10 protein-coding genes are annotated in these 22,667 nt (G+C 39.1%); all 10 read right to left on the bottom strand.

The window, feature by feature from the left end; all coding sequences use genetic code 11:
• Positions 1 to 101 precede the first annotated feature (101 nt).
• The 10 genes from ACK1I8_RS05735 to ACK1I8_RS05690 all read right to left on the bottom strand — a co-directional run bounded on the left by ACK1I8_RS05735 (position 102) and on the right by ACK1I8_RS05690 (position 22,630).
• Entirely contained in the window at positions 102 to 1,223 is a 1,122-nt protein-coding gene (locus ACK1I8_RS05735; protein ID WP_412468381.1) for a glycoside hydrolase family 43 protein, read from the bottom strand.
• 71 nt (positions 1,224 to 1,294) lie between these two features.
• A complete protein-coding gene (locus tag ACK1I8_RS05730; protein WP_412468380.1) occupies positions 1,295 to 2,542 on the bottom strand; it encodes a DUF2264 domain-containing protein in 1,248 nt (415 codons plus the stop codon).
• A gap of 19 nt (positions 2,543 to 2,561) precedes the next feature.
• Positions 2,562 to 3,692, bottom strand: a complete 1,131-nt coding sequence (locus ACK1I8_RS05725) for a glycoside hydrolase family 88 protein (RefSeq protein WP_412468379.1) — start codon at positions 3,690 to 3,692, stop codon at positions 2,562 to 2,564.
• On the bottom strand, positions 3,692 to 5,860 hold the full coding sequence (locus ACK1I8_RS05720; protein WP_412468378.1) for a family 43 glycosylhydrolase: 2,169 nt from the start codon (positions 5,858 to 5,860) through the stop codon (positions 3,692 to 3,694). The genes ACK1I8_RS05725 and ACK1I8_RS05720 overlap by 1 nt, the downstream gene beginning before the upstream one ends.
• Positions 5,861 to 5,870: 10 nt before the next feature.
• Entirely contained in the window at positions 5,871 to 7,172 is a 1,302-nt protein-coding gene (locus ACK1I8_RS05715) for a BNR repeat-containing protein (protein ID WP_412468377.1), read from the bottom strand.
• A 165-nt stretch (positions 7,173 to 7,337) separates the two neighbouring features.
• Positions 7,338 to 11,333 carry a two-component regulator propeller domain-containing protein gene (locus ACK1I8_RS05710; protein WP_412468376.1) on the bottom strand — a complete coding sequence of 1,332 codons (3,996 nt, stop codon included), beginning with the start codon at positions 11,331 to 11,333 and terminating at the stop codon, positions 7,338 to 7,340.
• Positions 11,334 to 11,586: 253 nt separating this feature from the next.
• Complete coding sequence (locus ACK1I8_RS05705; RefSeq protein ID WP_412468375.1) at positions 11,587 to 11,868, bottom strand: SelT/SelW/SelH family protein; 282 nt, start codon at positions 11,866 to 11,868, stop codon at positions 11,587 to 11,589.
• A 36-nt stretch (positions 11,869 to 11,904) separates the two neighbouring features.
• Positions 11,905 to 14,325, bottom strand: a complete 2,421-nt coding sequence (locus ACK1I8_RS05700; RefSeq protein WP_412468374.1) for a hypothetical protein — start codon at positions 14,323 to 14,325, stop codon at positions 11,905 to 11,907.
• Between the two features lie 123 nt (positions 14,326 to 14,448).
• On the bottom strand, positions 14,449 to 17,613 hold the full coding sequence (locus ACK1I8_RS05695) for a hypothetical protein (protein WP_412468373.1): 3,165 nt from the start codon (positions 17,611 to 17,613) through the stop codon (positions 14,449 to 14,451).
• Between the two features lie 19 nt (positions 17,614 to 17,632).
• Entirely contained in the window at positions 17,633 to 22,630 is a 4,998-nt protein-coding gene (locus ACK1I8_RS05690) for a hypothetical protein (protein ID WP_412468372.1), read from the bottom strand.
• Positions 22,631 to 22,667: the final 37 nt, after the last annotated feature.

Genomic DNA, 22,667 nt, shown 5'->3' with positions numbered 1-22,667 from the left:
TAAGTTTGTTTTGAGATGACTGGATTTTTGGCAAAAATTAGTGTTTTGCGTACCTCTGCGCAATCCAATCATCAAGGTTATATTGAAAATTTGTTTTTCCCTTATTTTTTAAATACGCTCAGGTCCCATTCATCTGCCCAGTTTATTGAGATTTTATCATCTTCAAATTTAATCGGCAACCACAAATAACGTCCGTCAATTGCATTTTTAGGTACCCATTTATCCGCCATAAAAATAAACGATCCTTTTTTCCCTGGCACTGGCAATACATGCGTACTCTGTCCGCCAAAGGTTATGTTGGCACCTTCGCCCTGACAAGGGTTTCCCATATAAGTCCACGGACCCCAGATATTGCTTGCTTTAAACCATCTTGCTGCATTTGGTGCCCATCCTGTGCAGCCTGACCCGATCATATAATAGGTTCCGTTTTTCTTGAATAAAGCTGGTGCTTCAGTTTGATGGCCAACATAAATTCTGATAAATTTTCCGGTATGTCCTAAATAATCGGGTGTTAGTTCTGCCAGGTGCAATGTCAAATTCTCTTCAGAAGAAAATACATGATAAGCCTTTCCATCATCGTCTACGAAAACGGTCATATCCCTGGCCATCTGCCCGCCGGGAAAATCCCTGCAGAAAAAGCCATCACTTTCATTGGCTGGATGCTGGCAGTTTACCATATCTTTTACGTCAGTGCCTGCTGCATAAAAAGGCATTTTGCCAGGGTTTGGCCTGTAACTCCTGATAAAAGTATATGGACCGGTTGGGCGATCGGCTACGGCTACTCCCGACCTGGCCGCAGCATAACCTTTGCCCAAAAGTTCCAGGTGAAACCACATCACAAACTTTTTAGTTTTCTTATTGTACACCACTTTGGGTCTTTCAAGAATACAGCCTTTGGCAATATCGCTTGTTAAATCGTTAGAAACCGGTAATGCAATACCTTCATCTTTCCAGTTATATAAATCTTTTGATGAATAGCAATGTACGCCCACTTGCGCCGTGTTTCCTATTTCCCCTTCGACTTTATGTTCTCCAAACCAATAATAAACGCCTTTATGCTCTACAATTCCACCTCCGTGGGCATTGATATGAACACCCTTATCATCTTTCCAAATTTTACCCGGGGTAAAAGAAGTGTAGGTTTGCTGAGCAGAAACATAATTGCTTAAGCTCAGATTAAAGGCGATAAATCCTAAAACGAAACTGATTCTTTTGTTCATCATTTTAATCAATTAATTTTTAATGTTACAAAGAGGGCTATTCCCTATTTTTTATTTGTGTGTTAAAGTGTTACTTATTTTAAACTGACGCTATGGTCGTTCTCGAAATTCTCTCCACTCCAGATTTTTTGTGCGCTCCATTTCTCAGCCGGGTTAGCCCAAAAAGGATCTGATGCTGGCAAACCTAATGGCAAAAAGATATTTGACGCGATATATGGACTACCCTGATTATTATAAAAATCGCCAAGATTGGGTTGATCGCCATATAAACCTATGGTTAACCAGCCATTTTTATAGGTTGAAGGGCTCTCTAAAGTTTTTCTGATTACAGCCGTTAAAGCGCAACGTACCTGCGCCGGACTTAACTGTTTGGGCAATGTTTTCCGCCAGGCCATGTCTGCCAGGTGGTGAAATGCTGCTCCCCTGTAAATAATGGAGCGACCGGTAGCCGGATAGGTACCGTCGGTATTGATTAATCTTTCCTGAATTACAGCATAACGCTCATTGCGTTTCTTAATCTTTTCAAACATATCTTTATAGCTGTTCGTTCTGGTACCAATGATGTTGGCCAAAGTGGCCAGATAGGGATGGATAACGTAACTATTGTAATAATCGAAGGCGAAAGTTGTCCCATCGGTGTACAGACCATCGCCGGTGTACCACTGTTCCATTTGCTGCAGCGCGTAATCAACACGCATCGGATCCCAATCATAACCGAATCTGGCTAAAAATGCCTCATTCATTGCTGAAAACAGTAACCAGTTAGAAAAAACAGGCTTAAATCTTCTCGTAGTTACAATAGATTGCATCATCAGTTTCTGATTTTTCTTATCCAGATTTTCCCATAGCCATGGCGCACGGACCAGAGCAAGGGCTATGTAAGAAGCATCAACCAGTTGTTGCCCACCAATATCAAAGTTCATAAAATCTCTCGCATTCGAATCCAATGCATTTTTCAGTCCTTTAATGGCCCACTCCCGGTATTTTTTTCTTAAAGCCACCTCTTCTACAGAACCTCCTTCTAACTGTAACCATGGTGCGATACCACTCAAAACCCTGCCTAAAACTTCAACATATTGTACTTTAATGCGGTGTTCTTTATTATCGATATGGACAGATGTAACCTTAGGCATGGCAATTCGCAAACTATCATTAGCCAAATTATATAAAACAGGTCTCACCATCTTATCCATTTGCTGTAACCAAAATTGCCTGTCGGTTAAAGCGGTACTTTTGGTGCTTCTGCTTTTCTTTTGTGCAAAAACAGCCCCACTGGTCCAAATGATCAGCAAAGCTGCGATCAAAATATTTTTAAACCTCATTTTCTCCTATAAACATTTATTATTTGTTTGATAAATAGCGGTACATTTCGCTTCCGGCCAGCAAAAATGCCCCTACACCAAAATTTGCAGTAGAATTTACATCAACCACCTGCCCCGGAATAGCCTTTTCTCCAATTGGCTGCACATAACCCAGTTTACCATTAGGTTGTAATGCCGTTTTGGTTAAATATTTCCATGCTTTCTGCACAGCTGGTAAATAGTTTTTTTCTTTTAAATAACCGTTATTTATTCCCCATAATAAACCATAAGTAAAAAATGCTGTGCCACTGGTTTCAGGTCCTGGTGCATGTTGCGGATCCAGGATGCTCCTGGTCCAATAACCTTCTGCCTGCTGGCTTTTAACAATTGCCCTGGCCATATTATGGTATTTGGTTAAATATTCATTCCGGTGCGGATCTGTTTGCGGCAGATCTTTTAGCACCTTTGCCAAACCTGCAAACACCCATCCATCGCCCCTTGCCCAAAAATCTTTTTTACCATTGATCGTTTTATGTTTTGGATACACGTATTTGGCATCGCGATAATAAAGCTTTTCCTTTTTATCATACATAATGCTGTTGGCATACATAAAATATTCATACAGTTTATCCAGGTATTTCTGATTACCAGTTACTTTATGAAGTTTGGTCATCACCGGCATTACCATGTACAAACCATCGGCCCACCACCAATAATCGTTGTTGGGTGTAGCCATTTCGTATTCCATTACCTCTTTTGCCCGGGCAATTTTATATTCTTCGGGTTTTAAGTGGTATAAATCGATATAGGTTTGAAAGCAGATCTGCCAATCGCCAAACAATACATGGTCATCTGTTTCGCCGTATTTATACTTCCAATTGGATTTATCTGTCGATTTTGCGCCCATCCATTTATTATGCTCGGCCCAATTTTCTGAATATTTACGGTATGCCTCATTTCCCGTAACATTATAGGCCTCCATATTCCCTGTATGGTAAGCTGCGTGATCCCAAAAGGCGCGCACTTCGGCTTTATTGTTTTGTTGCCAATATGTGTTTGCGCGGTTAATCATTTCCAGCACTTCCTCCTTTGACGGCTGGTTTTGGGCGCTTACGGTGCCGTTGATTAAGACTAAAAGCAAAAGTAATGCGCTGTATAACTTCAAATCCATTAACGTATTGGTTTAATGCCGCCTATAGTTGGTTTCACCGGTTTAATGGTTCCATCGGTATTAAATTCCATTTTATCGATACAAACCTCCCGGTTAAAACCCGCAGCGTCTCCCATTAAAATCCCTTTCGGACGGGTAAAGCGGTGGTAAACCATATACCATTCGTCTTTGCCATTTATTTTGATTACACTATTGTGTCCAGTACCATAAATGTTTTGGGCAACATCCTTAGCTAAAATCAAATTGTTTTCAGGAATGGTCATTTTTCCTGTCGGTGATTCAGAAAAGCCATATCTTACCCTGTAGTTTTCGCTTCGGGTATCATCTTCCGACCATAGAAAGTAATATTTCCCATTTCGATAAAACACTTCTGTACCTTCTCTAAAAGTATTATCGGGTGTTATAATTTTAATTGCACTGGTATCAATCGAAATCATATCATCATTTAATGGTGCAACTGCCATGTAGCCATTTCCCCAATACAAATAACTTTTGTTGGTTTTAGGATCGTTAAATACATCCGGGTCAATCTCCTGTCCGCCTTTAATCCCCTTTGGCCTGCTCGCAATTAAAGCTTTTCCGCTATCCTTAAATGGGCCTGTAGGATGATCAGAAACCGCAACGCCAATCTTCTGTGCAGCCGAAAAATAATAGAAATACTTGTATACACCATTTACTTTCTTCTCCATAATGGTAGGTGCCCAGGCATTCCTTTTTGCCCATGATACCTCCGTTTGGAGGTCTAAAATTTTGCCTTCATCTTTCCAGTTAACCAGATCGGTTGAAGAGAAACATTTAAAATAAGTCCCACTCCAATTGTTAAAGCCATCACTGGTTGGATAGAGATAATATTTAGACGTTTTATTGGAATATAAAATTTCCGGATCGGCATAATAACCTTTGAGTACCGGATTATTGGCTATGGCAACACTTACCCCGAAGGTTTTGGCCAGCTGACCAGGAATGCTTACCTTCATTTTTACAGGACCTTTAGAAAAGTCCAGTTTGCCTTTTGGCATCACACTGATTTGGTTAAAGGTATCAAACTGAGGATCAAATGCCTTTAAATCAGTGCCATCATTTACCGGTAGATAAAGTTTTTGGTTTACACTATCGAGGACGACGTTATTCTGTTTTATGGCCTTATTTTTTGCGGTTTGCAGAACAGACTCAACAGTATACCACTGTTTAAGCAGCCGGTTTAACTCCTGTTGAGTAATCGGCAAGATAGTTCCATGCCTGGGATGAAAATCCATTGTTATATCCTGGTCCACTACAGTAAAATTGGTCAAATCTTTACTTTTGGTAAACTGATAACGGCCTTTCATATAAACATCGTACATCAGGATGTACTCATCACTATTGTTCAGCTTAAAAACACCTGCCCCTTCTACCGCTTCTTTAGTTTGTTGCAGGTATCTATCCTGTAACACATAACCTTCTGTCAGTTTATCAGAAACTGCTTTTTTGATACCATTGCCGTTCCCTTCCGTTTTAAAAAACAGGTTGTATTTTCCTTTATCATAAATAATATCCCCGTCGATACAAGAGCCATTTGTCGGACTAAAAAACAGTTGCTTTGGAGCAGTTTCCAGGTCGGTAAAATCAGCATTGGCATAAGCAAAATAAATTTTATCAGGGTCATTGCCATGCTTCATCGACCAGTAGATCATGTATTTTTTGGCCGTTTTATCGTAGATGGTCTGCGGGGCCCAAACACGTTTCAGGTTTTCATTATCTGGAAAACGTTTTTGAATATTCACAACTGCAGATGTCCAATGGATCAGGTCGTTTGATTTCAACAAAACCATTGCCCTGTTAGAATCCCAGCCGTTGGCCGAAACCATATCAGTTGCTACCATATAAAAGGTTTTCCCATCTTCACCGCGTAATATATGTGGATCGCGAACGCCACCTGTACTGCTGATTTTTTCAGAAGAGATGACGGGATTATTGTTGTTTAATGCCTTATAGTGATAACCATCAGTACTTACAGCAAAACGAATGGCTTCATCTGTCTTCGAATTTCCGGTGAAATAGGTAAATAGATAAGCCACATTTTCTTTTGATCCGCCTTTTTCAAAGGACTTTTTAGATTGTGCAATGATTTTGCCTGAGAAGAATATCAGTAATAAAAGAATACTATATTTTGTTGTTGAATACTTCATTTCTTAATCGTTATTTATTTTTAGGTTTCCAATCTAACACCTGCACCAGGGTTGGCAACCGATCTGCCTTTCCTTCGCCATCTATTTGGGTAACATTTTGCAGAAATAAGCTCAATATCTTGTTAGTTTTCCAAAGTTCAGTATCATAAGTAGGTTCCCAATCGCCCATGCCAGTTTGGGTAAGGTCCTTAATGGTCCAGTTTTCTGATCCGAGATAAGCGTTTAAAGCGATAGACGCCTTATTTTGGCGTTCAGCATCTCTAAACACCAAACCCGCGGCATAATGTTTCCCATTCGGCCAAACGATAATCTGCGGTCTCGAAATCGGAATCCGCTTGGTACCGGTACCACTTAGGCTAAACGTTGTTTTTCTAAAATTCAGGTTGCTTACTTTCCAGCTGGTATCTGTTTTAAAAACAAGGTGATACTGTGGGCCGGTTTGGTTCGCTCCGCGCCAGTAACCAGCAATAAATACCTTACCTTCTGCATCGGCAAACATCGATGTTTGGTTAATCAGCTCACTTTTTTGCGGAATTTTCACGGTATACTCTGCATTTTTTGCCGTAATGGGAAGCGTATATTTTTCGCCGGTAGATTTTAACCAGGTGATTCCGCCATCGGTTGATTTAGCATAACATAAATCATGATTACTGGCTACATCAGGGCTTTCGCGCCATACCCATGATAAATGGATGGTTCCAGCCTGATCTACCGCAACCTGCCAATAGGCATTTCGCTGTCCTTCCCCATCAATCATCCCATCCTGTACACGTGTCCATTTTCTGGTCTTTAGACTATACTGATTAATCATTAAATTTCCGTTTCCTGAACCTCCATCACGGTAAAAAAACAACAGGTTACCATTGGCTAACCTGTAAAATTCAGGATAACTGACTTTATTTTCCTTCACAGATAGCATTTCTTCCTTATTCCCCACAGTTAACGAACCTGCTGAAGTGGATTTGGCGTAATTTAAATTATTGTTATGCTGCCCCCAGGCCAGGTGTAGGAAACCATCACCATCTACCATAATACTAATTGATTTATGAGCATCGGTGGCATCGCCTTTATATGGTGTAGTAACTACTGCCCACTTAGTGGAGCCGATTTTGCGTTTGGCCAAGACCACATGCTGTTCATGATCGTAATAAGCAGCATATTGGTTATCTTTAAAGCTGATTAAAGCATTTTTACGAAAAATAACCGTATTTACCGAATTATTCGCCCAGCCATTACTGGCAATCGTACTCAACTGTGTTTCTTGCGCAGCCCCCATCATACCCATGCTGATAAGTGCATAGATTAAAAACATACTTTTAATTGGGTATTGATACATTACAGGTTACGATGTTCGGTTTCTTAACATTTGATAAAGCCGAAGTACCGAAATTTTTAAGCTTTACACAGGGGGCTAAATCATACTTTGCAGGGGGCGTTTTAGGCTAAATAGCCTCTAGGGCATAAAAAAGCGTAACTTTTATGTTGTTCCATTGATATTATAATATTTATGAAAACTTTTCCGATGCTTCTTAATAAACTCAGACGGCGTTAATTTAAACAGCTTTTGAAACTGCTCTCTAAAATATTTGCTGTCGTTTATGCCAACTCTAAAGGCAGCTTCATTAATATTTAAATTCGTATTGATTAACAACTCGGCAGCCTTTCTTAACCTGATAAACCTGATAAAGCCATTTATCGACTGCCCTGAAGTAGCTTTGATCTTTTTATAGAGATTAGAATGACTCATTCCAAGATCAGATGCCAGCGTTTTTACATTAAAGCTATCTTCCATTAAATTTTCTTCAATAATCATGATACACTTTTGAAGAAAGCCTTTATCTTCTTGTGATACTTTATGGGCATCACTTTTTAATGTTATTTCATTATAGAAATAAGACTGAAGATTGGTCCTGTTTTTAATGATGCTTTTAATCTTAGCTGTAAAAAGTTCTTTATCGAACGGTTTACCGATAAAGTCGTAGGCACCAACTTCAATTCCTTTAAGTTTTATTTCAGGACTAGGATCACCGGTGAGCAGAATTACCGGAATATGGCTTAAGGCGGAGTCTTCTTTTATCGCCTTACAAAGTTCTATGCCGTTGAGGCCATCCATATTTACATCAGATATTACAATATCCGGCAAGTACTCTTTACAAATTTTTAAGCCTTCGGTACCATTTTCAGCTTTATACACTTTGAAGTTATCCTGAAAAATCTGCTTAATGTAATCTATAATTTCTGGATTATCGTCAACAACCAAAATAGAGTGAAGATCGGAGATCAGTAATTCCAGATTACCTACATTGTCGCCGTCATTAATTTCTGATTCTTCTTCTTGTGCAATCAGTTCGTTTACGTAAGTTAATTCGTTTTGCAAAATACCGTTATGCTGCAGATTGGGTTCCCCAAACGGAATATCGATCAAAAAGATCGTACCCAAACCCTGGTTCGATCGGAACGAAATTTTACCTTTGTGCAGTTCTACAAAGTTTTTGGCTAAGTAAAGACCGATACCAAAACCCATTTTCAACGATTCGTTCGACATGACCTTATAAAATTTATCGAACAACTTTTCTCCTACGTGCTTCGGTATGCCGGGACCACTATCGCTTACTTCTATATGTACCCGCATGCCCACTGTTTTAACACTAAATTTCACAAAACCGCCCTTCGGGGTAAATTTAAGTGCATTAGAGAGGAGGTTAAAAAAAACAATTTCGAGTTTGTCTTTATCTCCATAAATATCCAGTTCCTCTTCTTCGCATTCAAAGCTATATTCGATATGGTTCTGCTTGGCCAGATAATTAAAGCAGAGGAAAATCTCTTTCGTAAACTTGTACAGGTTGATCTTTACAATTTTTAAAGTATCATTTTCACTTTCCGTCTTTCTAAAGAGCAATAACTGATCTACCAGGCTCAACAAACGCCTCGAATTGCGGTACACTACATTTAAATCGTTCCTTTCCTGCCCGGGTTCTTTTTGGTTGATGATATCTTTAATCGGGTTAACAATTAAGGTTAAAGGTGTTCTTAGCTCATGTGAGATATTGGTAAAGAAATTCAGCTTTTTCTCATTCAAATCTTTTTCGCGCTCCATTTTAAAATTGGTAAGCGCTACTTCATGTTTTAATCTTCTCTGCCGATTGCGATAGGTTTGAAAAAGATAAAACAGGAAAGATCCGATGATGAGGTAAATCGTATAGGCCCACCAGGTACGGTACCAGGGTGGTAAAATTTTGATTATCAGTATTTTTTCGTTGTTGCTCCAGGCCCCATCTGTATCGGTGCTTTTAATATGTAGTTTATATTCGCCCTCGTTTAATCTGGAATAATAAGCTGTACTCAATTTGTTTACATAATTCCAGTCTCTATCCCAACCCTCCAGATAATAGGCATACGAAATCTGGTCCTGAAAAGAGAATTCTATGGCTGCATAGTCTATAGAAATCACAGCAGCACTAAACGGAATTTCTATACTGGCTAAATTAACAATGGAAATATCATTGTAAGCAGAATCCTGATCAAGGGATATGTTATTGATCCTAAAATCTGTCAGCACTATTTTAGGTACCCTTCTTTTTTTCTTTATGCTATCTGGAGAAAAGAGGTTGAAACCACCAATCCCACCAAATAATAAATCTCCATTGTTGAGTTTTAATGCGGCATTATAGTTAAACTGATTACTCTGTAAACCATCAGTAGCATAATAATTTTTAAAATTATTATGCTTAACATCATACTTGGACAGGCCATTGTAGGTACTACACCATAAATTGCCTTGATTATCCTGAAGGATATTAAGTACCGAATTACCAGGCAATCCATCACGCTGGATATACCGCTTTATCTTTTTGGTTTCGGGGTCGAAAAGCAACAACCCTCCTCCTTCTGTGCCAATCCATAGCTGATGATTCAATCCCTCTTGAATGGCCCTGATGGCAAAGTTGATCTTTGTATAACGGTGTTTTTTATTACTGGGATCGATTTCGATCAGATCAGTATAATTTCCAGCCCAAAACCTACCTTTCGAATCCTGGAACAAGGTATGAATATCCTTTAATTTATGGTCGAAAAGTTCGAATTTATCAATATTTTTATGATAACGATATAGCGCACCACCTTTTGTAGTGCCTGCCCAGATATTTTGTTGTTTATCTTGATAGAGTTTCCAAATGTTGATATCATCAACGCCAGTAAAAGTATTATAACAGTTATAGTGAACAAATTTACCAGTTGTTTTATCAAAACGGTCTATTCCTCCGCTAAAACTGGCTACCCAAACATTGTGGTCTGTATCGCTTAAAATACTGGTTACAAAGTTACTGGTTAAAGAATTCGGATCACTGGTTTTAGTGTAATTGATAAATTTATTTTGCTTTCGGTTCCAAACGCTTAAACCACCTCCATCAGTGCCGATCCATATGTTTTTGTTCTCATCTTCACTGAAGGAGAGCACAAAGTTATTAATTAACGAATTTTTGTTTAACGGATCATTTTTTATCGTTGTAAATTGTTCGTTTTCAGGATCAATAACATTAACTCCACCGCGTAAGGTTGCAATCCACTTTCTGGATTCGCCATCTTCGTAAACCTGGGCAACAGAATTACTGCTCAGTAAGCCTTTTTCTCTTCCTGCAGAAAGGTAATCCGTTTGATGATTTTTTGTGTCGTAAATCGTAATTCCTCCACCATCAGTCGAAATCCAGAGTTTTTGTTTTGCGTCTAACAATAAACTCATAATGTTTTCATCACTTAAATGCCGGTTAAACCTGGTAAGATTACCTTTGGCTTTATCTAACTGAAAGAGGCCACGTTCTGTACCAAGCCATAGCATCTGGTCAGTACCTTTTGTTATACAAGTTACCGAGCGTATGCCATTGGTTATCAATCGGAGTATATTTTTATCATGATCATACCTGCACAGACCAACATCTTTTATAAAAAGCCAAAGGGTTTGATCTTTATCAGTATACAGGGCTTTTACCGTAAAATCGTAATTTTTACCAAACGGGATCCGCTTTGCCGTACCATTATTCTTTTCGAGCATGAAAAGGCCTTTTTCTTCAGTAGCGACATACACTACCGAAGCCTCACTTACGGCTATGGAATTAATTCCGTAACTTACTTCATTTTTTTTTCCCTTATCCAGATAAATCAGGGGATGAAATTTAGAATCGGCATAATCATAATATGAAACTCCCTTTTGGGTACCCACCCAAACCCGGTTTTTCCCGTCTCCGGTAAGTACGGTAATATGGTTATTTACCAGTGAATGTTTATCCCCCCAACCATTTCTAAATACTTTGAAATGATAGCCATCATACCGGTTTAATCCGTCATAGGTACCCATCCACATAAAACCGTAATGATCTAGATACAAAGAATTTACCACATTGTTAGACAGACCATTTTCTACCCCCAGATAAGTAATGGGAAGAGTTGATGGCTGTGCAAAACAAATACCTGCACACATCCATAAAATAAGTAGGAAGCAGGCGTTTTTTTTTGGTAAAAGGAACATAGAGAAAACAGTACTGTGGTATTATTTGGTATGGAACGAATATACGTATTTCTTCACACTCCATAACCAGCCATGCTTTAGAATTAAATAGCCAAAAGCGAAACATTTATACTACATCAAAATAGTATGTTTTAGGCATACCTGGTATTTTTATTTTGATGATCAGGGAATAAAAGACAATTTTCAGAAATAAAAATCCCCTAAATTACTTCACATCAGAATGACCAAGGTTTTTAGAGGGATTGACTTCGTCACGTATAAGTTGTTTTAGCTCTTTAATTTCAGGAAAACGTTGCATTGATTTTCGATCAAAAATCAGTTTTGCGCCAACATGAACCGTAAATACGCCAGATGTTTCACTTGGAATTAAGGTAACGCCTTTAACTTCATCGACGAAGGTGGTTAAAATTTCCTGTGCCATGTAGGCTGAACGTAACATCCAGCCACATTTAGGGCAATAAGTTATATCAACAAGCGGTTTTTCCATTTCTTTTTTTATAAGGGTACAAAAATAGAATAACAACTATTCAACTACTTTATTTTGTAAAAAATTTAAATTGTTTTTTAGTAGTTTGGTCATGATACCCGTCTCTGAAGTGTTATTTAACTTGTCTTCTATATCGCGTGTGATATTGTTCATACTCTGTGCTGATAAAACCCAATTCATGGGTACGCTTTTTTCTTTGGCCGTCAAGGGTTCATCAATAGCAAAACCTATGCTGCCTTCGTTTAAAAATTGCTTGATGCGGAACCTACTAATCTTACTATTTCCAGATCTTGTATGGGTTAATGCATTTAATATTTCTACAAACTCATTACCAAATCTGATATTGGGAACGGTTTTATCTTCTTCGCTAAAAAGCAAGGTGATTACTATTGGGGTAATCTGGTTGAAGTAGGCTGATTTACTTTTTAGCAATTGCAGCACCTCCAACATGGAAGCACTGCCTGTATTCTCCACATAACCTCCATCAAGATAATGCAAACGTGGATTGCCATTTAACCCACCCACTTTTGCTGCTGGAGAAAACAAAGGAAAACGGGTACTAAAATTTATTGCTGTGCTGTAATTCAGATCATTTACCTTTTCTGCTAATAAATCACGTTGATTTTTAAAAGCCAGGCTATCAGGCATCAGGTTGCTTACCCAACATTGTAATCCTGTTTCAACCTCTGCAGTGTTAATGACGAACAATGGTTGGTTCGGTTTTATTTTTCCGGATGCAAAACTCCGGGAAAATATATTCTCTTGATTTTTATCAATCAGAGATTGATAGGACTGCTCCCAGGCTTTTTCAAGGGCAATAGAACGGTCAAATAAGTTAACGTGTATGGGTAAAAATAAGTTCAGAAAATCGCCAAAAAGCATTTTCCCTATTATAGGCGATAGTGTATCATGCTGAAAAAATTTTTTAGCTAATTCTACTGATACGCTGGAGGGGATTTGAGCTTGGTTTTCGAAAGTTAAAGCATTGTACAAACCTAAACCAACAGCACCACCTGATACACCCGACATGGCAAATATTGATTTCTTAAAATCAACATTTTTTTCCTTTTCCAATTTTGCACTTAAACTTGATAAGAATAAACTGGTATAGGCCCCGGTGCGTAGCGCACCACCTTCGGCACAAATAAAAACAACAGGATATTTTTTCTGATGATCTCCTTTTTGCTTGTCCATATCCGCTTTATAGCTAATGAACCACCTGTTAAAATGATCAACAACGGATTCGCGTTTATCAGTTTTATGATCTGCCATCCGCACAGGATGATCCTGATTATAAAACGAGCAGGCTACCAAAACCATGAACAACAGGAAGCGGACAGAAATTTTCCATTTTCTGAGCAGAGATTTATCTAAATAAAGAAGTCCGGTATAAATACCTGTGTAACATGCAAAAGCAAAACAGATTAAAGCCGGGGCTCCTATCCACGCAAACACCGGCCACAAGCCCGGAATTAATGATATCAGCAGGAATAATAAAAATGAAACACCGGCAAATGATTTAATCTGACGATGTAAGCCGTTATAAAATGATGCAGGAATCTGATAAGTCCATTTATAGAGCTCACCTCTTCCTTTAAATAATTTCTTTCTATCGATGAGGTTAAATTCTGCAGGCACAATGCGTGTTTCGATAAGTACGTCTGGATTTTGAGGAAACCCTTCCGCAAAACCTTCAGTAGATTTTGTAAAATAATCTGTAAAACGCTGCAAATCTTCTTTATAACCTTTCTGAAAGCTCGATGCTTTTGGTAGCGTATAAATAAAATCCTGATAAATGCCATATAGTTTCCGCAGGTATTGCTGCTCGTGATCTGGCAAAGAGCGTTCTCCCAACTTTGTTTTTAAATAAACTCCGGCACTTGCTTTACCCGATTTGCGAAAGTACTGATTGGACAAAAAGGACATTAACCAATAGATAAGTATAAAGCACGTGCCAAAGCATAAAAATCGTGGCACCTTATCCATATAGGTGGCGCTGAGCATGCACCAAAACATACTGACCAAAACAATAAATGATGGCCACAACAAAAAAGCTGCAGCAAGTAGTTTCTGAACAGTTTTCCGCCAGGCCACCCTATCATCACTCAGGTTTTTGCCTGAATTATCGGAGATATAAATCGCATAGCGTACACTAAGCTCGGACACCATACTCCAAGCAGCAATCCCCAATAACAAAAAAAAGATCGGCCAAAAATTGAAAGTAGATAGGTTTTCTACCACAAGCAAAAGTGTATCTCTCCCTTGTGGCAATAACAGAAATATAAACCCAATTAAAAATGCCGGTAAAATAACAAAACCAATGCTAGAGGCCACTGAAACAAAATCGTGAACCAATATCCTTACCGTTAAACGTTTAAAGCTGAAACGGATTTCGAATATCCCTTTTTCAAAGGCTGGAACGAAACTGCCAGCAAGGTTTTTAAGGAATTTTTTCATGAACGATATTTAAGTTTGATAAAAAGCAGCCATAGATTATTGACATGATCTCCGGCGTGAATAAAAAATCATTTTATCAGACAAGATAAGAAGAACATTTACCTTATGTATTTATCTTTTTAATTAAACTGCGACAGTGGTTAACGCCCCTGAATCAGAAACGGTAATTCTCCATCGGTTGCCGTTTGGAGAGGCTAGGATAATCCCTTTTGTCGGATCAGTAATTTCCACATCAGATGTACCTGATAGCTTTACGAAAGGCAGATCCGCCATTTGTAAAGTTTGTACATCATGAAAATAATTATCGGGGCTAGATTCTATGTTTCTGATTAAAAACTCGAAATTTATGCTTGTAGAGGGCCTTAACGAGTTGTTAATATTCATCCCAGTACCATCTAGTCGTAGAATGTTTGCCGATCTGATGTTTATTGCACCAGATTCAGAATAGATATTCAATGTTCCGGTATAACTGTTTTTTAGCGAAGAGGTGGAAATCTCCAACTGTGCATCAATATTGCTAGTGCGGATGCCTGAAACATTTAGATTGGTAGAAGTCAAAGTACCAGTATTACCTTCTGAATCCTGTACGCTAACTATTCCATTAATCAATATATCAGCATTTTGTGGGGTAGGCGGATTTACCTTAATGGCATCACCATCGACCAAAATTCGGTGAAACTCCTCAACATTAGGATCAGTATTTAACGGACTTTCCGGGTCATAAATGAATAATCCATGTCCAAGGCCAGGTTGCCTTCTTAATTGAACCTCAACACCGTCTTCTGGAGAAAACTTTAAACCGGCAATTCCCGACTGTGTAGAGTAGCCAAAGGTTGAAATTCTGCCTATTTTCACCGTACCACCCAAATGTGGATTTGCAATAAAAGATTCATCTGATGGATCACTATCACTCACAATTCTGAATCGTCTTGCAGTCACCATATCAGTATCAATATCATCTCCTCCGAAAACTACATTTTTGTTGTCTGAGTGTCTGGTAATATTTCCACTATTTTGATTAAATCGGAACCCTTCAACTGATCCTGTTCCAAAAACAACATCAGAATCATCCAACCTGATATATCCCTCAGCACCGCCAGGCAATTTCCACTCATTACCCGACAAGGTAGATTCCGACCCGTTACTCCCTTCAGATAAGATCTGTCCTGTTTTTAAATTACCAGAAACAATACTGCCATTGATATCAATATTGGCATTCTGGGATGATGAAGGGTTAACTTTAATGGCATCGCCCTCTACCAATATCCGTCGCCAATCAGAATTACCTAGGCCGGTATTATTAGGGTTCCCTGGATTATATATCACCAAACCATGACCTAATGCATTAGGCTGATAGCGGAGCTGTACCTGCGGACCATCCTTTGCTTCAAAAGACAAACCCGTGTAGCCATTAGCATCGCTGATGGTAGATAGTACCGAAGGTCCATCTTTAAAGGTTGCCTGACCTACAGTGAAACTCTGACCGACCTTTAAGTCACCCGTAATATTAATATTCGCATTTTGCGGTTCAGCAGGTGATGCCTGAATATAAGCTCCGTTAGCTGGGCTGCCGCCGTTACCATTCAGATCCTTAAGCCTCACCACATCAAATTCATCAGTCGGTGTTTTATATACTTTCAGGCTTTGTGCAAACTTGGCCGTACCAAAAGATAAGGTAGTGGGTTCGGGATCATTACCTTTGTTTGGAATTCCGGGCGGAGTCATTACAATATCATCATCAGCATTGGAAAATGTTCTGATAAAAGTTCCCTGATAGGTTTTAACATACATCGCAAAGCCATATACTCCACCATCTCCGCCACCATTTTCAGCATCAGTTACTGATACTACCTTAGCTCTTATATACCAGCCATGGGGATAATGCCATAATGCTTCTAGCTGAATATCTGCTCCGCCATAATTCCCGCCATCAATATCGGGCAGTAACCTGAACCAGGTAGATGGTGTTCCCAAAAAACCACTTCCTGCACCTTCGCCCCTACCTTCACTATTGAATAAAACATATTTTCGGGTCAGGCCAGTATAAGAAGTTAATACGATATCCAAACTGTTATCAAAATAACCTTCTGAATAAAAGTAACCCAATATCCTATAATCGTTAAGTTTCCCTTCGTTGATCATGGGCACCAGAAATGTACTCTCTTCTATATAACCATTTTGTGTATCACGTATACTCCTTGGCTCAACTTCATATAAAACACGTAGTCTTTTCGAATTCGTTTGATGTTCAAATTGCCCAGTTCCGGTTATAGTTAAATCACCGGCTTTGGTTTGGCTTTTTAATGTAATATCTAAAAACAAATCGGTGTCAATTTTATCGTAGCCAATTTTTTTCCATTTCAAAGGGTAAACTGTAAAATCAGTTGAAGTTGGTGGAATAGAAACTGCATAGATCTGATCTCCGAGTTTAACCACAATTTTAAAAGCCAGGTAATAAAACATTTTTTGCGGTTTACAATGAAACAACAATATTCCGTTTTCATCAAACACCTTTATATCAAGTGTAACATCTTGATCAGCTGGCATATCACCCACAAAGTGATAGTCTGATGGGTTACCCGTCTGATAGGAAGCAATATACTTAGTAGAGTTTTTACCCACTCCAGCTGAAAAATCGGCAGGTAGTGGAGGTGAATCAATCTGAAGTACTCTGGTTTGCCAAGGCCCAAAGGTATACCAACTAAAATCAGCTGTATGATCGGGAGTCCAATTATTTCCGCTATCAAAGTACCATCCTTGTTGCCAATAGGTGGAAGCAGGTGCTGATGCATCTAACAAACCACTGCTCACCATAACGCTTTCTTCCGGTTTCAAGGGATTATTAAGATTATTACTGATATTAGATTGGTACAATACCCTGGTTCCATTTTCTTCTACCCACACCAGATCATCTTTCTGATACGTTTTCTGCACATCATAAGCCGAAACAGGATCAACTAACGATTTCTCTACCAAATGAGCATTGGTAACACCATTATTAAACCAAAATTCCTTCAGGTTGCCATTATCTAATACAAAAATAGTCATACCCAAAAACCGCATCTCTACTGGTAAGTTAGCCAGGGCTTCTGCAACCGATTGATAAGGTCTCCAAATATTATTTTCCCAAATTCCGGAATAATCATTTTCCCCAGACCTATCTCTTATCAATTTAATTAATTCCCTCAGTTTTACCCCCTGAGTTTTATTGAGGGTAGGATTGTAAGCATCTGGTGCTTTAATGATTTCATCTATATAAGCATCGGTAATTGGCGGTGTCTGTGGCATAAATATGTTTCTTGATTGGTTAAATAGTTAATTCTTTATCAGTAAGGTTCAATAACCCGGCAGTGTTTTGTACTTGCACTTTAAAACGATGATAAAGCTTATCGCCATCTTCATCAACGGCTAATAACGGGGCCGGGAGCAGATATTCCATTTGAGCTGATGAATTTCGCGCATCAACCGTATATACTTTCTCCCAGTTACCGCGGTTATTTTGTTTATATACATGGTAATTGGCTTTATTTGCTGTAGCACTCCAGGTTATCTTGTTTCCCGCCTTATGATAGGTCAATTCAGGTGCACCTGGATTAATATAATCAGGCAAGGTAATGGGTATTACATCTGTACCTAACGACAAGACCTCCTCTTGCTGTTCTTTTTCATTGATAATGGTTCGGATACCGGCCAGGCGATAATAAATAGTATCGCCGAGTGGTGCAGCTGTTAAATCGCTAAAATCGTCGGTAATTTCATAACCTTTACTATCTTCAGCTACGATATCACGGTCTACATGATATTCCATCCCCTGAAGGGTAACGGTCTTGTCTATATCTTTTGAACGGAAAATTCTGATTTTTGAAATCCGGTCTTCAGGCGAGATTGGCGCAATATTGAAAACTACGGATGCACCGCTTTCCGTAGAAAAAGAATCGAGATTAATGGCGAAGCTGGTCAGCAATGGGGCTGCCGAAGGTAATGTTTGCAAAATAGTTACGGGCCCGGCAAAAGGACTTAATAAGCCTGGCTCTAACTGATTGGTTACCTCTACCCCGGCAAAGAAATATAACTTTCGCGAAGCACCGCTTAAAAAATAATCAGTAAAGCGGATATAGGTCGTGTTTGGCTGCGATGGTTTACTATACTGCCTGATCATGGGGAAAGGATTAAAGGCCGTATCAGTAGCATCAAGTAAATTACCATCCAGATCGCGGATTACCGGCAATGCATTTTCAGTTTGCAGCCCTTGTTTAATAAATTCCAAAATTGGGGTCTGTTCGGTTAAAGGCAATAAAGTTTCCTGTATGGCAGCAAAATATTTCAACTTCTTAATTTCTAAACTATCATTTGGCTCCACGAGGCCTGGCTTATCGGGTCTTGGGAAACCATAAGGATTTGGTGTTGCAGAAAATACCTTAAATGAATCCGTAAGAGCCGGATCAAAAGTTAAATTAACCAATTCTAAATACCTTTGATTATAATATAAGTCTTCATCAAGATCTGCCAGTGCTTTCAAAATCCGGATCACGGTGCTGGGTTGGTATAATGCCTCCAATACATCCTCATTGGTGGTGCGGTAAAACATAAAGCCAAACGGAACCCGTTTTATACCGTTTAAAGTCGGTGCAATTTTAACATCAAAAGTAAATGAAGCTTTTCCGGTGGCATCCGGGCGTACTTTTAGGCCAAATGTAACCGGTGCTTCAAACTGTACAGGCTCTTCAATTTTACGCGCAAGCAGTATAGCTGGCACTGAAACTTCTGAAGCACTGTTATTACCTTCAGGTCTGCTATCTATTGTCTGTAATCCCAGCATCGTACGCCTGTCATTATCATTTCCTGCCGGAAGTATATGAGTGCCATTGAAGGTATGATCAGGCGTAGGTTCCGGGAAAAAATAAACCCGATACCCCGGATGGAAGTTTACCTTAACGGTTAAAGCTGCAGGCCCTGAAACCTGGATCGGATCGTCTGCGTAACCGGGATCGTAAACATACAGTTCTATTGGATGTGTTTCCTCTATTCTGATTACTTCCAAAAGTTTGGGTTCCGGCTCACCGCTTGCAGTAGGTATCCTGATCAATCCTTTATACCATTCTACATGCGCCTGCCTTAACTGATCTGGCGAATTTTTATTGGGATCGTTGACATCAAAAGGCATGTTAATTTGAGGATGGTCATTTAAAAAACCATTGCTGTCAAATTTGATCTTATAATAACCCAATAAACCATCAGGGTATTCAGCTCCGAACAAAGGTATGACAGTTGCCTGGTTATGGATGCCACCAACCCAATAAATCGTTTCATTACCTTCAGAATCAGTAATACGTTCTATATGGGGGTTATCTGCATCCGCAAAACTTTTTAACTGAACATTCTCCGTAATCGGCTCCCAGTTTGCGGGATTACTTAAGTTTTCAGCAACAGTAAACCTGCTTCCGATTTCCGGGAAAACTGTAAATTTTTGGGTTGAATAAATATCAGGTTCATTTTCATCATCAACTACTTTGCGCTCATTTATAGGTGCCACCACAATCTCTGTACCTGTACTCCCGTTCACAATACTTTCTACACGGTATTTACCATCAGGCGTAGCTAATAAGCTATTGGTGAACTTAAAAAAATTGCCAGGTGCAACCGAAGGTGTGATCACTGTACCGTCAATCTGTTTATAACTACCAATAATTAACCTGATCAGCTTTTCATCAGGTTCGTGAATAATATCCTTTATCTGACCTGTTATCGTTAGGGGTAATTCGGGATTAAAATAAGCTTTAACATGGTCTGCCCTGATGAGGGTATTCAGTTGTGCTGCCGACTGATTCATCAGTCTGGTGGCATCCAATATATCAAGCCAGTTAAAAGTTACACGGGTAAAACCAGTATCCAGACCTCCAAAAGTTTGTTTACGTCCGGCCAGCCAATTTTGCTCTGCAGTAGTGGTAAACAGTAAAGGATCTTCTTTCTGGATATACTGCACTGCCACATCACTTGGTGGCAATAGTGTATTTACTGCTTCAAATTCGGTTACATCAGTACTGACCTCATCGCTTAATACAGAAGCCCTGGAGAACCAGTTAATACCATAAATGGCATAAAAATGTTTACCCGGTTGTTTTTCAAAATGGATAAATAAACTCAGCACATCATCCCTTAAGGGCTCAGGTTCCAGTACACCTTGAGTATTGGCATTATCGTAGGCATAATATTGATAGTCATCAGGAAAACTACCACTGGTGATCTCGGGTTTCACATAAGCCGGCTGGTTTTCCGCACGGTATTCCAATCCATAAAAAACAGGCTTGGGATGTTCGAAAATATTCAGGTTTTCGACAACATCCAGGTCCGAAAAGAAATCATGATCAACCAGTTCGTCAGGAAAAGGTATCCTGCCGATATTAACTACCCTTGCATAATCGAATTTTGCATAACCATTACTGTCCAGCATATCATTCATGCTTTCATCATCACCTAAAAACTGGTAAGCTACAGGCCTCATTTCAGGTTTTTCTGGCAGCAGGTAATCAGTTTTAGTAACGGGTAAACTTGTATAGGCATAAATGGAATCAGCAGATGAATTTAAACTACTTTTATTCGTATAACGGACCTGGTAAATAAAAGCATCGTTATCGACCTCTGTATCGATATGTCCTAGTCCCAACATCCTGGCGAAATGGTAATCAAGTGCCTGCAGATTGATAATATCCAGGTAGCTTATCGAAAAACCCTCGTTTGGTTGATCAGGATTTACGTTGGTGATTATTTCCTCCGCCCTTGGATCGGTATCGCTTAACTGAAGATAAGTGCTTAGCGCAGCTTTAACCGAAGGATTATTGTTTCTGGGAATTAACCATTTATCCCGATAATTGGCTATTTTTACGGTGGTACCATCGTTAAAATGTGGCCAAAGCTGATCTATAGGATAGCTTTCATTTTCTAACCGATCGAAAACAACAGTATCATCTAAAGAAATGCCAAAACCGCTTCCTACTTCCACCCAGTCTGTTTCTTGACGGGTAATCAGAAAATCGTGGTAGGTTGAGAAATGAAAATTCTTAAGGACAGCATTTGCCGATTTTTTAACCGATATTTTGGCAATATTATCTGCTTTTATAAATTCCCAGCTGTCACCAGGAGCATCCAGGACCATTGTTTTACGTACTTCGGTAGAGTTATCTGCATCATGAACCATCTGCGAAAGTATTTTCGCCTTAATTACTGCCTTTTCGTTGGTGGTATTAATAAAATAGAAACCTACCGAGTAGCTGGTTTTATCTTCCAATTCTAAAGTAATGGTTTCATTGTAGGAGGATAAAAACCGGTAATAATCCAACAAAGGATCAATTGTTCTGGCCAGTTGCCTGTAAGCATTGGCATTATTAAATTTGAGTTTTACACGGTTGGTGATTTTTTTCCCGTTAACAGTATTATTACTGGTGTAAATCCATTGCCGGGTTTTAAAGTTGATTACCGGACGGTTGAATTCTAAATCGATAGATATAGTTGGCGCATTGATATATTTCGTCCGGAATACCCTGACATCATCATCCTTACGGTTAAAACCAGACAACTCACCACTCCTGCTGTTATAATAATCTCCTTTTGGCAAATGGTTATCCCCCAGTTCACCCGTAAAGCTCCACCTTAAATGAATGCCTTGTGCAATACCATTGCTTCCATCAGCGCCAGCTGCCTGGAGGTAAATGCCACCGGTATTATTCAAGTAAGTATCATCATCCGGGCCACAAGGATTCAAACCCAATTGGGCCAATAATTTTTTTATCGCATTAAACGCTTCCAGTAATGCTTCTAAAGCTTCGTTTAAAGCATAACGGTCTTCTTCACTGAAAGTATCTTCGCTGTAGTTATTGATTTCTTCGAGCATATTTGAAATGCTCTTAAAGATGGAACTGTAACCCGTACCACTGGTATCGAGGTAACCTACATAAAAATCATCAAACAGGAAATCGTCACCATCAAAATCTCCATAAAAGTAGTCAAGATTGCCCGGTTGATTGATCAGTAAGGTGCCAACATTGAAATCTCTATCTGAAAAATTCTTTTTGCTAAAATCGCCCCCAATATAAACCGTACCATTAGGGTCAATGGCTATTTTTAACACCTTTATTGCGATGAGGTATAGCTTTTTTAAAACATCTTTTTCGAGCAGGCGCAGTAAACGCAGCAATTCTGCATGGTTATTTAAGCTTCCGTTTGCTTCTAAAGCCTGTATAGCAGAAAGACAATCTACTACACGGGTATAATCGGATGAATAAGCATTAAAGTTGTTCGCAGGTAGCATTTCGAAAGTATTTTTATTAATTATTGTTCAATTTTTA

It is taken from the genome of Pedobacter sp. KLB.chiD (genome assembly GCF_047040275.1).
In the GTDB taxonomy this organism is placed as follows: Bacteria; Bacteroidota; Bacteroidia; order Sphingobacteriales; family Sphingobacteriaceae; genus Pedobacter.
This window is presented reverse-complemented; position numbering and strand designations above follow the sequence as displayed.